Raw genomic sequence first — 13,960 nt, forward strand, 5'->3', positions numbered from 1 at the left:
CGCCTTCTTGAACTGCCCGTAATGCCGCTACTTGCGTTTCAGCAGCATATACACGCTGATCAGCAGGAACAGCATACTCGGCAGCAGCGCGCCCAGCACCGGCGGCATGTTGTACACCAGGCTCAGCGGGCCGAAGATCTGGTCCAGCACGTAGAACAGGAACCCGAAGCTGATGCCGGTCACCACGCGTACGCCCATCGGCACGCTGCGCAGCGGCCCGAAGATGAACGACAGCGCCATCAGCATCATCACCGCCACAGAGAGCGGCGAGAATACCTTGCTCCACATGTTCAGCTGGTAGCGGTTGGCTTCCTGGCCGCTCTGCTTCAGGTACTTCACGTAGTTGTGCAGGCCGCTGATGGAGAGTGAGGTTGGGTCCAGCGCCACCACGCCCAGTTTGTCCGGGGTCAGGTTGGTTTTCCATTCACCGGTCAAGGTTTGGGTGCCGGTCACCTGTTTTTCATTGGTCAGGTCGGAAGTATCCACCTGCGAAAGCTTCCACACGCCGTCTTCAAAGCTGGCGGTGGCGGCATAGCGCACCGTCTCCAGCCTGCGCTGGTCGTTGAAGTGGTAGATGTTGACGCCGGAAAGCTCTTTCTCGCCCGCCACACGCTCGATGTAGATGAAGTCGTTGCCGTCCTTCGCCCACAGGCCGTTTTTGGTGGAAAGCAGCGAACCGCCGTACATCTGCTGCGCACGGTAGTTGCGCGCCATCTGGTCGCCCTGCGGTGCCACCCACTCGCCAATCGCCATGGTCAACAGCACCAGCGGGATAGCGGTTTTCATCACCGAGCCGGCGATCTGCATGCGGGTAAAACCAGAAGCCTGCATCACCACCAGTTCACTGCGCGTCGCCAGTTGCCCCAGCCCGAGCAAGGCGCCCAGCAGGGCCGCCATCGGGAAGAAAATCTCGATGTCCTTCGGCACGCTCAGCAGGGTAAACATCCCCGCGCTCAGCGCCGAGTACTCGCCCTGGCCCACTTTACGCAGCTGATCGACGAACTTGATGATGCCGGAAAGCGACACCAGCATGAACAGCGTCATGATGATGGTGTTGAAAATCGTCTTACCGATATAACGGTCTAAAACGCCAAACATCAGGCCGCTCCTCTCAGGCGTGCGCGCAGCTTGCGCATCGGCACGGTATCCCACAGGTTTAGCGCCAGCGCGATCGCGAAGTACGCCGCATTGACCACCCACAGCCAGATCATCGGGTCCAGCTTGCCCTTGCCGCCGTTGGAACGCAGCGAGGTCTGCAGCAGGAAGAAAATCAAATACAGCAGGATGGCCGGCAGCATGCTCAGCACGCGGCCCTGGCGCGGGTTCACCACGCTGAGCGGCACCACCAGCAGCGCCATAATGGCCACGGACAGCACCAGCGTCAGGCGCCAGTGGAACTCGGCGCGCGCGTCTGGGTCATCCGACTGCCACAGCGTCTGCATCGACATCTGCTCGGCCTGGTTGCCGTCCACGGTAACTGCGCGGTGGCCCACCACCGCTTTATAGTCGTTGAAATCGGTAATGCGGAAGTCGCGCAGCAGCGCGGTGCCCTCAAAGCGGGTGCCCTTGTCGAGCGTCACCACCTGCGAACCGTCTTTCATTTGGTTGATCTTGCCGTGCTCGGCCACCACCACGGAAGGGCGCTGGTTGCCGTTCGGCCGCAGTTGCGCCAGGAACACGTCGTTGAAGGTGCTGCCCTTGACGTTGCCGATAAACAGCACGGCGTTGCCGTCTTGCGAGGGTTTGAACTGCCCTTCCGCCAGGCCGGCGATGCTCGGGTTGGCTTTCGCCTCGCTGATCACCACGTCCTGATAACGGGAAGCCAGCGGGCCGGCCCAGAACACGTTTACCGCCGCCACGGCGGAGGTTATCAGCGCCAGCACCATCGCGGCGATGATCAGGGTGCGTTTACCCAATCCGCAGGCGTGCATAACGGTGATTTCGCTGTCGGTATACAACCGCCCAAGCGTCATCAACAAGCCGAGAAACAGGCTTAATGGCAGGATTAGCTGCGCCATCTTCGGCACACCCAATGCAAGCAGAGAAAGGACTAAATTTGTCGGGACATCGCCGTCCACCGCGTCGCCTAACACCTTGACCAGGTTCTGACAAAAGAAGATCAGAAGCAGGATGAAAAGGATCGCGATTTGGCTCTTTAGCGTTTCCCGTACCAGATATCTTATGATGATCACGCTTATTACGCCTGTGAAAACTTGTCTTTTTGCAGGAAAATCGATAGTTTCATCGCTAATCCGCCATTTATTCTCATCATATGGCAACCGTCATAGCTAAAATAGTATTACAACATCTAGCATTTGGGTGTCCTATAGGAACTTGCTTATAGTCGCCAAAACAGAGCAATTTACGCCGTTCAGGTTAACATAGTTAGTTAACTCAATGGCGGGAGTTCATTACGGCGTTGCGTCATTCTAGCCGTAGCTTCCGCCTTTGTCTTTAAGATTCAGGAGAGTGCATGGAGTTCAGTGTAAAAAGCGGTAGCCCGGAAAAACAGCGCAGTGCCTGTATTGTAGTCGGCGTTTTCGAGCCGCGCCGCCTGTCCCCTATCGCAGAACAACTCGACAAAATCAGTGATGGTTATATCAGCGCATTGCTGCGCCGTGGCGAACTGGAAGGTAAAGTCGGGCAGACATTACTGCTGCACCATGTACCTAACATTCTCTCCGAACGCATCCTGTTAATCGGCTGTGGCAAAGAGCGCGAGCTCGATGAGCGCCAGTACAAACAGGTGATCCAAAAAACCATCAATACCCTTAACGATACCGGCTCCATGGAAGCGGTCTGCTTCCTGACCGAGCTGCACGTGAAAGGCCGCAACACTTACTGGAAGGTGCGCCAGGCGGTAGAAACCGCCAAAGAAACGCTCTACACCTTCGATCAGCTGAAAAGCAATAAAGTGGAGCCGCGCCGTCCGCTGCGCAAAATGGTGTTCAACGTGCCGACCCGTCGCGAGCTGACCAGCGGCGAACGCGCTATCCAGCACGGTCTGGCGGTGGCTTCCGGCATTAAAGCGGCGAAAGATCTCGGCAACATGCCGCCGAACATCTGTAACGCCGGTTACCTGGCCTCCCAGGCTCGCCAACTGGCGGACGCCTTCAGCACCAACATCGTTACCCGCGTCATCGGCGAGCAGCAGATGAAAGAGCTGGGGATGAACGCCTATCTGGCGGTCGGCCACGGTTCGCAGAACGAATCATTGATGTCGGTGATGGAATATAAGGGCAACCCGAACCCGGACGCTAAGCCGATCGTGCTGGTGGGCAAAGGGCTGACCTTCGATTCCGGCGGTATCTCGATCAAACCTGCCGAAGGCATGGACGAGATGAAGTACGACATGTGCGGCGCAGCCACCGTGTACGGCGTGATGCGCGTAGTGGCGGAGCTGAACCTGCCGCTGAACGTGATCGGCGTGCTGGCCGGCTGTGAAAACATGCCGGGCGGCAGCGCTTATCGTCCGGGCGACGTGCTGACCACCATGTCCGGCCAGACCGTCGAGGTGCTCAACACCGACGCCGAAGGCCGCCTGGTGCTGTGCGACACCCTGACCTACGTAGAGCGTTTCGATCCGGAGCTGGTGATTGACGTCGCCACACTGACCGGCGCCTGCGTGATCGCGCTGGGCCACCACATCACCGCGCTGATGTCGAACCACAATCCGCTGGCGCACGAACTGATCGGCGCGTCCGAGCAGGCCGGCGACCGCGCGTGGCGTTTGCCGATGGCCGACGAGTACTACGAGCAGCTGGACTCCAATTTTGCCGATATGGCGAACATTGGCGGCCGTCCGGGGGGTGCCATCACCGCCGCCTGCTTCCTGTCGCGATTTACCCGCAAGTACAGCTGGGCGCACCTGGACATCGCCGGCACCGCCTGGCGTTCCGGCAAGGCCAAAGGGGCGACCGGGCGTCCGGTAGCGCTGCTGGCGCAGTTCCTGTTGAACCGTGCTGGACTGAACGGCGACGATTAAATCTGAGCGGTAATTCAGGTATAATCCCTCAAGGGTACAGCATGCTGTACCCTTGTATTTTTAGTAATGGCGCACAATTTTATAAACCCGATAGCTTTCGAGTTGCAGCAAGGCGGCAACCGAGAGAATCCCCAGGAGCTTACACCGGTAAGTGACTGGGGTGAGGGAGGGCAGCCAACACAGCTGCAGCTTGAAAGATGAAGGGGTTAGATGAAACAGGCAACGTTCTATCTTATCGAACACGCAGAACCGGCAGGCGCGCTCAGCGCGCATGAGGCCGTGGCCTGCGCCGTTGCCGCAGAACGCTGGCGTTCCGGCAAGCGGGTGTTGATCGCCTGCGAGAGCCAGGAACAGGCCCAGCGGCTGGACGAAGCGCTGTGGCAACGCGATCCGCACCAGTTCGTGCCGCACAACCTGGCTGGCGAAGGCCCGCACTACGGCGCGCCGGTAGAGCTGTGCTGGCCCGGCAAGCGCGGCAACTCACCGCGGGATCTGCTGATCGCCCTGCTGCCGCAGTTTGCAGATTTTGCTACTGCTTTCCATGAAGTGGTAGACTTCGTCCCTTACGAAGACACCCTGAAACAGTTGGCGCGCGACCGATATAAAGCCTATCGCAGCGTCGGCTTCCATTTGACCACGGCAACGCCGCCAACTCACTGAACAACGATATAAAATGGAAAAGACAAACAGTCATCTCGATACCGCATACGACCCGAAAGAGATCGAACAGAAGCTGTACGATCACTGGGAAAACCAGGGTTACTTCAAGCCAAACGGCGATACCAGCCAGGAAAGCTTCTGCATCATGATCCCGCCGCCGAACGTCACCGGCAGCCTGCACATGGGCCACGCTTTCCAGCAGACCATCATGGACACCATGATCCGCTACCAGCGCATGCAGGGGAAAAACACCCTGTGGCAGGCCGGTACCGACCATGCCGGTATCGCCACCCAGATGGTGGTTGAGCGCAAGATCGCCGCAGAAGAAAACAAAACCCGCCATGACTATGGCCGCGACGCGTTCATCGACAAAATCTGGCAGTGGAAAGCGGAATCCGGCGGCACCATCACCCGCCAGATGCGCCGTCTGGGCAACTCCGTCGACTGGGAGCGCGAGCGCTTCACCATGGACGAAGGCTTGTCCAACGCGGTACGCGAAGTGTTTGTCCGCCTGCACAAAGAAGATCTGATCTACCGCGGCAAACGCCTGGTGAACTGGGATCCGAAACTGCGCACCGCCATCTCCGATCTGGAAGTGGAAAACCGCGAGTCCAAAGGCTCGATGTGGCACCTGCGCTACCCGCTGGCCGACGGCGCCAAAACCGCCGAGGGCAAAGATTATCTGGTGGTCGCCACCACCCGTCCGGAAACCGTGCTCGGTGATACCGGCGTGGCGGTGAACCCGGAAGATCCGCGCTACAAAGACCTTATCGGCAAAGAAATCATTCTGCCGCTGGTTGGCCGCCGCATCCGCATCGTCGGCGACGAACACGCCGATATGGAAAAAGGCACCGGCTGCGTGAAAATCACCCCGGCGCACGACTTTAACGACTACGAAGTCGGTAAACGTCACGGCCTGCCGATGATCAACATCCTGACTTTCGACGGCGATATCCGTCAGGAAGCGGAAGTGTTCAATACGCTCGGCGAAATCTGCACCGACTACTGCAACGAGATCCCGGCCCAATACCGTGGTCTGGAGCGTTTCGCGGCGCGTAAAGCGGTGGTTGCCGCCTTTGAAGAATTGGGCCTGCTGGAAGAGATCAAACCGCACGACCTGACGGTGCCTTACGGCGACCGCGGCGGCGTGGTGATCGAGCCGATGCTGACCGACCAATGGTACGTGCGCACTGCGCCGCTGGCGAAAGTGGCGGTGGAAGCGGTCGAACAAGGCGAAATTCAGTTCGTGCCCAAGCAGTACGAAAACATGTACTTCAGCTGGATGCGCGACATTCAGGACTGGTGCATCTCCCGTCAGCTGTGGTGGGGCCACCGCATTCCGGCCTGGTACGACGTGAACGGCAAAGTCTACGTTGGCCGCAGCGAAGAAGAAGTGCGCAGCGAAAACAACCTGGGCGCCGACGTGGTGCTGAACCAGGACGAAGACGTGCTGGACACTTGGTTCTCTTCCGGCCTGTGGACCTTCTCTACCCTGGGCTGGCCAGAGCAGACCGACGCGCTGAAAACCTTCCACCCGACCAGCGTGATGGTCAGCGGCTTCGACATCATCTTCTTCTGGATTGCGCGCATGATCATGCTGACCATGCACTTCATGAAGGACGAAAACGGCAAGCCGCAGGTCCCGTTCAAGACGGTCTACATGACCGGCCTGATCCGCGACGACGAAGGGCAGAAAATGTCCAAGTCGAAAGGCAACGTCATCGATCCGCTGGACATGGTCGACGGCATCTCGCTGGAAGACCTGCTGGAAAAACGCACCGGCAACATGATGCAGCCGCAGTTGGCGGAAAAAATCCGCAAGCGCACCGAGAAGCAGTTCCCGAACGGGATCGAACCGCACGGCACCGACGCCCTGCGCTTCACCCTGGCGGCGCTGGCCTCGACCGGCCGCGACATCAACTGGGACATGAAGCGCCTGGAAGGCTACCGCAACTTCTGTAACAAGCTGTGGAACGCCAGCCGCTTCGTGCTGATGAACGCGGAAGGTCAAGACTGCGGCTTCAACGGCGGCGAGAAAGTGCTGTCGCTGGCAGACCGCTGGATCCTGGCCGAATTCAACCGCACGGTGAAGGCTTACCGCGAAGCGCTGGACACCTATCGCTTCGATCTGGCCGCCAACATTCTGTATGAATTCACCTGGAACCAGTTCTGCGACTGGTATCTGGAGCTGACCAAGCCGGTGGTGAGCAACGGCAGCGAAGCGGAACAGCGCGGCACCCGCCACACGCTGATCACCGTGCTGGAAGCCCTGCTGCGCCTGGCGCACCCGGTGATCCCGTTCATTACCGAAACCATCTGGCAGCGCGTGAAAACCCTGACCGGCGAAACCGCTGACACCATCATGCTGCAGCCGTTCCCAGAGTACGACGCCGCGCTGGAAGACACCCAGGCGCTGAACGACCTGGAGTGGATCAAACAGGCGATCACCGCGGTGCGTAACATCCGCGCCGAGATGAACATCGCCCCAAGCAAACAGCTGGACGTGCTGCTGCGCAACTGCAACGCCGACGCCCAGCGCCGCGTGCAGGAGAACCAGAGCTTTATCGAGCGTCTGGCGCGCCTGGCGTCCATCACCCTGCTGCCTGCGGGCGAGAAAGGCCCGTTATCGGTCACCAAACTGGTGGACGGTGCCGAGTTGCTGATCCCTATGGCCGGCTTTATCGATAAAGACGCTGAAATCGCGCGTCTGTCGAAAGAGATGGGCAAGCTGGATGCGGAAATCGCCTCGATCGAAGGCAAGCTGTCGAACGAAGGCTTTGTGGCGCGCGCACCGGAAGCGGTCGTCGCCAAAGAGCGTGAGCGTCTGGCGGCCTGCAAAGAAGGCAAAGTGAAACTGCTGGAACAGCAGGCGACCATCGCCGCGCTGTAATCTGTCGGTTCGCTGCAACAGCTGAAAACAGCGGGGATCTCCCCGCTGTTTTTTTATCGCCGTTGCATCCGGTCCGCTTTAGATGTTATTACAAGATATTAATTGCTGCATGGACGCCGCCGAGATACAAACTCGGCGCGTTTTTGTCTGCACAAAAAACGATATTCCGGAGCCCTTCTGGTTCTTTTTATGGCGAGTGTAAACATGACAACAGCAACCCCAGTGCGTCTTCTGGTGCGCCCAATAACGGCTGACGACAATGCCGCTATTGCTAACGTCATTCGCGAAGTCTCCGCCGAGCACGGTTTGACGGCGGATAAAGGCTATACCGTTTCCGACCCCAATCTGGACGTCTTGTATCAGCTCTACAGCCTGCCGCGCAGCGCTTATTGGGTGATAGAAGTCGACGGCCAGATTGCCGGCGGCGGCGGCGTTGCTCCGCTGCAGGGCGGTGATGACGATATTTGCGAATTACAGAAAATGTATTTTCTGCCGGTTTTGCGCGGCAAGGGCCTGGCAAAACGCCTGGCGTTGCAGGCGCTGGAGTTTGCCCGTCAACAGGGCTTCCGCTGTTGTTATTTGGAAACCACCGCCAGTCTGACACAGGCCATCGGGCTGTATGAGCATCTGGGCTTCGAACACATCGACTGCGCCATGGGTACCACCGGCCACGTCGACTGCGAAGTGACCATGCTGAAAACGCTTTAATCTGGCTTCCGGGCAGGGGGCGAACATCTTCGTCCCCTGTCATGGCAGGCGCCGCATGCCGTGGCCCTACTCAGAAGCCCGCACTTTTCCCCGCATTCCCCCCTTGATCGCCCACTCAATCCGGCTCAGCACCAGGCTGGTAAGGTACGACACCAGGATCAACAGCAGCAGCACCAGCGGCGTATAACGCGGCGCAAAAATCAGTTTCTGGGTGAAGTAATAACAGTAGAAGCTGTGTGTCAGCCACATGTACATCGAATGTTTGCCCAGCTCGACCACCACCTTGTTCACCCTGCTGCCCAACCCGTCGGCGGTTTTCATCATCGCGATGATAAACAGCGGCGTCACCAGCAGCAGCCCCGGATTATGGGCGACGATAAACACCGCCACGGTCACCACCAGCAAGATCAACGGATGGGTGCGCCCCAACGTATCAATCAGCTTCGCCAACCACGAGTCCGCCGGGGCCTGTTGAGTGCGGCCAAACACCATGCCAAAACCAAAAGGCAGCAGCCAGGTGCAATATTCGATAAGCACCTGCGGTGCCCAAGGGAAATACTGCAATCCCCTGCCGCACAGCGCTGCAGCAAACAGCACGCCCAACAAGGTCGTCGTATTCAGTTTCGACAACAGCGGCAGCGAGAGCACGTACAGAACATAAAGTTTGAAGAACCACCACTCGCTGTTATAGGTGGATTTGAGACCAATGAGGTTTTCAATAAACAGCGACGGCGAAAGGGAATATCTTTCACCCGGAAAGAAAACGATGCCGATCGGCACAAAGATAAACAACACTATCCAGTAGCTGATATATAAATTCTTCAGCTTGCCCCAGATATATTTAAAAGAAATGTCTTTTTTAAGTGAAAAGCCATAACCGGACAAGAACAGGAACATCGACACGCAGATCTTGCCGAACAGGCCAAGATACATCTCAATGTTTACCCCGCTAACAATATGATATACCGGAATCTCAGGGCTAATTCGGCTCGGATAAGCGAACAGGTGGTGGACCAACATCAGAATGATGGCAATCCCCTTTAAATAATTAGACTTATTAATTGAAATTTCCATATTTCTTAATATATTATCCGCTATCAGGAGTCGTCATCATATAGCAGCCCACCGTTTTCTGACACTTCCTTTCTAATCGGATTAATCCCATATTTAATTTCCCGGTAAAAAACAAAGGCACAGCGTTTTTATTAACGCGTTTCTCCCGCTCTCGTTGCCTTTTTTGTTATCCCACAGCACCAAAACCCTGCCCGAAACCGATCACCAGAAATCATTAACATGGTCATATTTTAATTATTTTATATAAAAACAATAAAATCAAAGTGATAAAAACAACTCACAAACCAACAAGCATGTTTTTTGTGATATTCATTAATAAATTAACGATTGCAAATTGACCTCTTGCCGCCTTGCGTTACTCTGCCCTGACAGGCTTATGCCGCATTCGCACGGAGAACGGTCATGTCGGAAAACGCTTTTGATTACATCATTGTCGGCGCAGGCTCCGCCGGCTGCGTACTGGCGGCGCAGCTGATCCGCCGCACCCAGGCGAGGGTGCTGCTGCTGGAAGCCGGCGGCGACGACAATAACCTGTTCATCAAGATGCCGGCCGGCGTGGCGAAGATCATCGCCAAAAAAAGCTGGCCGTATGAAACCGAACCGGAACCGCACGCCAACAACCGACGCATGCAAATTGCCCAGGGCAAAGTGTTGGGCGGCAGCAGCTCGGTCAACGGCATGATCTACATTCGCGGCCAGCGGCAGGATTACGACGAATGGGCCGAACGTTACGGCTGCGTCGGCTGGGGCTATCAGGACGTGCTGCCCTACTTCAAACGCGCCGAGGCCAACGAGAGCCTGTCCGACGCTTATCACGGCGGCGAAGGGCTGCTGCCGGTCAGCGAGAACCGCTACCGCCACCCGCTCAGCATGGCGTTTATCCGTGCCGGCCAGGAGCTGAACCTGCCTTATCGCAACGATTTCAACGGCGACAGCCAGCACGGCGTGGGGTTTTACCAAACCACCACCCATAACGGCGAACGCGCCAGCACCGCCCGCACCTATCTGAAAGCGGTGCGTAACGATCAACGGTTGGTGGTGAAACTGAACGCGCTGGTGCATCGGGTGGTGTTCGACGGCAACATGGCCACCGGCGTGGTGTATAGCCAGAACGGCGGCGGCGAAGTTACCGCCCATGCCGCGAAAGAAGTGATCCTCAGCGCCGGTGCGGTAGGCTCGCCGAAGATCCTGATGCTGTCCGGCATTGGGCCGCGCGAGCACCTGCAACAGCTGGGGATCGAACCGCGTGCGGACTTGCCGGTGGGCAAGAACTTTCACGATCACCTGCATATGTCGATCAACGTCAGCACCCGTGAACCGGTCAGCCTGCACGGGGCCGATCGCGGTCTGCAGGCACTGCGCCACGGCGCTGAATGGCTGGCGTTCCGCAGCGGCGTGCTCACCTCCAACGTGCTGGAAGGCGCCGCCTTCACCGACAGCCTGGGCGACGGCCGGCCGGACGTGCAGATCCACTTTCTGCCGCTGCTGGACAGCTGGGACGACGTGCCCGGCGAGCCGTTGCCGGATATTCACGGCTTCACGCTGAAGGTCGGCTACCTGCAACCGAAGGCGCGCGGCGAAGTGCTGCTGCGCAGCCGCGATCCGCGCGATCCGGTCAAACTGCACGCCAATTACCTCGGCCACCCGGAAGATCTGGCCGGCAGCGTGCGCGCGGTGAAGTTCGGCCTGAGCTTCCTGCAAACCGCCGCTCTCAAGCCGATCGTCAAAGATCTGCTGATGCCGCAACCGGCATGGCTGAACGATGAAGCCCAACTGGAGGAGTTCGTGCGCAACTTCTGCAAAACGGTGTACCACCCGGTAGGCAGTTGCCGCATGGGCCAGTCGCCGCAGGACTCGGTGACCGATCTGCAACTGCGGGTACACGGCTTTGAACGGCTGCGGGTGATCGATTGCTCGGTGATGCCGCAGGTGACCAGCGGCAACACCAATGCGCCGACCATCATGCTGGCGGAAAAAGCGGTGGATTTGCTGCTGGGCGCACCGCAATAAGGGAACGCCCGGCAGTCAGGCGGCTGCGGGCACGCCGCTGTGGAAACGCAGTTCGCTGTCCGGCGACAGAATCAGCGCCGCTTCAATGCGGCCGAAGTGGGCCACCCGCTCGCTGATGTCACCGCCGGCAATCTGTTCGGCCAACGTCAGGTAATCCTGATAATGCCGCGCCTCGGAGCGCAGCAGCGAAACGTAGAAACGGTTTAACTCGTCGTCCAGATGCGGTGCCAGCCGGGCGAAACGTTCGCAGGAGCGCGCTTCGATGTAGGCGCCGCAGATCAGTTTGTCGATCAGCGTGGCCGGATCGTGGGTGCGAACCTCGCGGATCATGCCTTTGGCATAGCGGCTGGCGGTGATTTTCTTGTAGGGGATGCGCCGCGCCTGCATGATTTCCAGCACCTGCGAGAAGTGGTGCAGCTCTTCTTTGATCAGCAGCACCATCTTGTCCGCCAGTTCCTGGCCATAGGCCGAACCGTTTTTCGGCAAGATTTTCCTGGTGAACTGGCCCTGGCGGAACAGCGCTTCCGGCTCGCCCTGCGCTTCATGCAAAAACGCCTCGTAAGGCCTGAGCAACGCCAGCAAGGCATCGCCGCTCTCTTTGTCCGCCACGTAGCGGCGGATCAGCCACATGCCGGTCTGCGCCGCTTTCAGCTCGCACACCATATGGTCGGTCAACAGCAGCGGCAGGTTTTCCGGACGGCGTGCAGCGTCGATCCAGGCATCAGGCGTTTCACAGTGCAGGAAGTTTAGAATCGGGGATAACAGGGATTGGTATTTCATCAGCTTAATTATAAGGGCCGGCTTGCGCCGGCTCCTGTGCAAAAATTAATCAGTGGCGTTTGCCGTCGTCATCTTCGTCGATCAATTCACCGTCTTCTTCATCATCCTCACCGTCTTCACCGTTCGGATCTTCATAGTAGGTGCCCCAACCGTCGTAATTAACGCCGCAACGTTCCGCCAACGCCAAAAGCTGCTCTACCTGGGTGTCGATCAGTTCGGCATTCAGGCCGACTTCGCTGATCACGTCACAGCACATCACCAGCGTGCCGTCTTCCACTTCCAGCTCTTCGGCGTCAGTCACTTCGTAGCCCAGCTTGAAGGCTTCGACAGCGGCCTGCTCCAGCACTTCAAACTTTTCAGCAGAGAGGTGGTGTTCGATGGTGTAGAGCGCATCCGGATCGCTGCCGTCTTCCAGCAGTTCTTCGATGATCAGGCGGGTCTCTTCACGTTGTTCTTCCAGCTGTTCGCGGTTTGCCATGCCTATATCCTCAAGTCAAATGGCCTGTATTCCTTCTATTTTCACACACCGCCGCCATAGCTGCCACGATAAACGTGAAAGATTTCTGTCGTGGGGTTGAAATTGAATATTCATACATATAAAGTGAATTTTAATTCAATTAAAACGATCAGGACATGCGGAAATGAGTACGATGAACCCGTTCTACAAACGTCACTTTCTGAGGTTAATGGATTTCACGCCGGCAGAGCTGCTGGCGCTGCTGCGGCTTTCGGCCGAATTGAAGCAGGCCAAAAAGCAGGGTAAGGAAACGCGGCGTCTGCAGGGCAAGAACATCGCGCTCATCTTCGAAAAAGACTCGACACGCACCCGTTGCTCTTTCGAAGTTGCCGCTTTCGATCAGGGCGCCCAGGTCACCTATCTCGGCCCAAGCGGCAGCCAGATCGGCCATAAAGAATCGATGAAAGACACCGCCCGCGTGTTGGGCCGGATGTACGACGGTATTCAATATCGCGGTTACGGCCAGCATCTGGTGGAAACCCTGGCCACCCATGCCGGCGTGCCGGTGTGGAACGGGCTGACCAATGAATTCCACCCAACCCAACTGCTGGCGGATCTGCTCACCGTGCAGGAACAGCTGCCGGGCAAACCCTTGAACGAGGTGAAATTCGCTTACCTCGGCGACACGCGCAACAACATGGGCAACACCTTGCTGGAAGCGGCCGCATTGGCGGGCATGGATCTGCGCCTGGTGGCACCGAAAGCCTGTTGGCCGCAACCGGAGCTGGTAGCCGAGTGTCAGGCGCTGGCGCAACAGACCGGCGCCAAGATCACCCTGACCGAAGACATTGCCGAAGGGGTGAAGGACGCGGACTTCCTGTACACCGACGTGTGGGTGTCGATGGGCGAACCGAAAGAAACCTGGCAGGAGCGGATCGCGCTGTTGAAACCCTATCAGGTCAATATGGCGATGGTGAAACTGACCGGTAATCCGAACGTCAAATTCCTGCATTGCCTGCCGGCGTTTCACGACGACCAAACCACCCTCGGCAAACAGATGGCGGAACAATACGGGCTGCAGGGCGGCATGGAAGTCACCGATGAAGTGTTCGAATCCGCGCACAGCGTGGTGTTCGATCAGGCCGAAAACCGCCTGCACACCATCAAGGCGGTGATGGTCGCCACGCTGAGCGAAACGATTTAAAGCATATTGCCGGGGCGCGTCACGCACAGGCAATGGGACGCATGGCCATTACGGCTGCGCGTCCCAACCCCTTCCCCACTCTGGCAACCCCCGCCGGAGCGCCTAATATATTCTTGTCATATCAAATAGCCGATTGACCTTTGCCAGCCTTGGGCAAAGGTTCTACCGTGGCAGACTCGCGGCAAAAAGCCG

11 protein-coding genes are annotated in these 13,960 nt (G+C 57.8%); 6 read left to right on the plus strand and 5 right to left on the minus strand.

What is annotated here, in order from left to right:
• Positions 1–27 precede the first annotated feature (27 nt).
• Both lptG and lptF read right to left on the minus strand, forming a co-directional pair.
• The gene (lptG, locus tag QZQ97_RS15280; RefSeq protein ID WP_311994165.1) at positions 28–1,098 is read right to left on the minus strand and encodes an LPS export ABC transporter permease LptG; all 1,071 of its coding nucleotides are present in this window, start codon (positions 1,096–1,098) and stop codon (positions 28–30) included.
• Positions 1,098–2,192 (minus strand): LPS export ABC transporter permease LptF, encoded by a 1,095-nt coding sequence (gene lptF, locus QZQ97_RS15285; protein ID WP_311994166.1) that lies wholly within the window; start codon positions 2,190–2,192, stop codon positions 1,098–1,100. The genes lptG and lptF overlap by 1 nt, the downstream gene beginning before the upstream one ends.
• A 281-nt stretch (positions 2,193–2,473) precedes the next feature.
• Between lptF and pepA the strand changes: the two genes are divergently transcribed.
• From pepA to QZQ97_RS15305, 4 genes are all read left to right on the plus strand, one after another.
• Positions 2,474–3,985, plus strand: coding sequence for a leucyl aminopeptidase (pepA, locus tag QZQ97_RS15290; protein WP_311994167.1), 1,512 nt, complete (start codon positions 2,474–2,476; stop codon positions 3,983–3,985).
• A 210-nt stretch (positions 3,986–4,195) separates the two neighbouring features.
• Positions 4,196–4,645 carry a DNA polymerase III subunit chi gene (locus tag QZQ97_RS15295; protein ID WP_012005017.1) on the plus strand — a complete coding sequence of 150 codons (450 nt, stop codon included), beginning with the start codon at positions 4,196–4,198 and terminating at the stop codon, positions 4,643–4,645.
• Positions 4,646–4,658: 13 nt separating this feature from the next.
• A complete protein-coding gene (locus tag QZQ97_RS15300; protein ID WP_311994168.1) occupies positions 4,659–7,535 on the plus strand; it encodes a valine--tRNA ligase in 2,877 nt (958 codons plus the stop codon).
• A gap of 204 nt (positions 7,536–7,739) precedes the next feature.
• Positions 7,740–8,243: a GNAT family N-acetyltransferase gene (locus tag QZQ97_RS15305; RefSeq protein WP_006323361.1), complete on the plus strand. Its 504-nt coding sequence runs from the start codon at positions 7,740–7,742 to the stop codon at positions 8,241–8,243.
• A 66-nt stretch (positions 8,244–8,309) separates the two neighbouring features.
• On the opposite strand, the gene QZQ97_RS15310 is transcribed toward QZQ97_RS15305, so the two are convergent.
• Entirely contained in the window at positions 8,310–9,317 is a 1,008-nt protein-coding gene (locus QZQ97_RS15310; RefSeq protein WP_311994169.1) for an acyltransferase family protein, read from the minus strand.
• A gap of 402 nt (positions 9,318–9,719) precedes the next feature.
• Between QZQ97_RS15310 and QZQ97_RS15315 the strand changes: the two genes are divergently transcribed.
• Positions 9,720–11,327, plus strand: a complete 1,608-nt coding sequence (locus QZQ97_RS15315) for a GMC family oxidoreductase (protein ID WP_311994170.1) — start codon at positions 9,720–9,722, stop codon at positions 11,325–11,327.
• A gap of 15 nt (positions 11,328–11,342) precedes the next feature.
• Here QZQ97_RS15315 and miaE read toward each other — a convergent pair whose 3' ends face one another.
• Positions 11,343–12,107 (minus strand): tRNA isopentenyl-2-thiomethyl-A-37 hydroxylase MiaE, encoded by a 765-nt coding sequence (gene miaE / locus QZQ97_RS15320; RefSeq protein WP_065505830.1) that lies wholly within the window; start codon positions 12,105–12,107, stop codon positions 11,343–11,345.
• A 49-nt stretch (positions 12,108–12,156) separates the two neighbouring features.
• Entirely contained in the window at positions 12,157–12,585 is a 429-nt protein-coding gene (rraB, locus tag QZQ97_RS15325; RefSeq protein ID WP_006323358.1) for a ribonuclease E inhibitor RraB, read from the minus strand.
• 163 nt (positions 12,586–12,748) lie between these two features.
• On the opposite strand from rraB, the gene argF reads away from it, so the two are divergent.
• Entirely contained in the window at positions 12,749–13,768 is a 1,020-nt protein-coding gene (gene argF / locus QZQ97_RS15330; RefSeq protein ID WP_311994171.1) for an ornithine carbamoyltransferase, read from the plus strand.
• Positions 13,769–13,960: the final 192 nt, after the last annotated feature.

The organism is Serratia sp. root2, from assembly GCF_031931805.1.
Lineage (GTDB): Bacteria > Pseudomonadota > Gammaproteobacteria > Enterobacterales > Enterobacteriaceae > Serratia > Serratia inhibens.

What these genes read in the sequence shown, in the direction of transcription:
- lptG (WP_311994165.1), bottom strand. Translation starts at nt 1,098, where the DNA reads ATGTTTGGCGTTTTAGACCGTTATATCGGTAAGACGATTTTCAACACC.
- pepA (WP_311994167.1), top strand. Translation starts at nt 2,474, where the DNA reads ATGGAGTTCAGTGTAAAAAGCGGTAGCCCGGAAAAACAGCGCAGTGCC.
- QZQ97_RS15295 (WP_012005017.1), top strand. Translation starts at nt 4,196, where the DNA reads ATGAAACAGGCAACGTTCTATCTTATCGAACACGCAGAACCGGCAGGC.
- QZQ97_RS15300 (WP_311994168.1), top strand. Translation starts at nt 4,659, where the DNA reads ATGGAAAAGACAAACAGTCATCTCGATACCGCATACGACCCGAAAGAG.
- QZQ97_RS15305 (WP_006323361.1), top strand. Translation starts at nt 7,740, where the DNA reads ATGACAACAGCAACCCCAGTGCGTCTTCTGGTGCGCCCAATAACGGCT.
- QZQ97_RS15310 (WP_311994169.1), bottom strand. Translation starts at nt 9,317, where the DNA reads ATGGAAATTTCAATTAATAAGTCTAATTATTTAAAGGGGATTGCCATC.
- QZQ97_RS15315 (WP_311994170.1), top strand. Translation starts at nt 9,720, where the DNA reads ATGTCGGAAAACGCTTTTGATTACATCATTGTCGGCGCAGGCTCCGCC.
- miaE (WP_065505830.1), bottom strand. Translation starts at nt 12,107, where the DNA reads ATGAAATACCAATCCCTGTTATCCCCGATTCTAAACTTCCTGCACTGT.
- rraB (WP_006323358.1), bottom strand. Translation starts at nt 12,585, where the DNA reads ATGGCAAACCGCGAACAGCTGGAAGAACAACGTGAAGAGACCCGCCTG.
- argF (WP_311994171.1), top strand. Translation starts at nt 12,749, where the DNA reads ATGAGTACGATGAACCCGTTCTACAAACGTCACTTTCTGAGGTTAATG.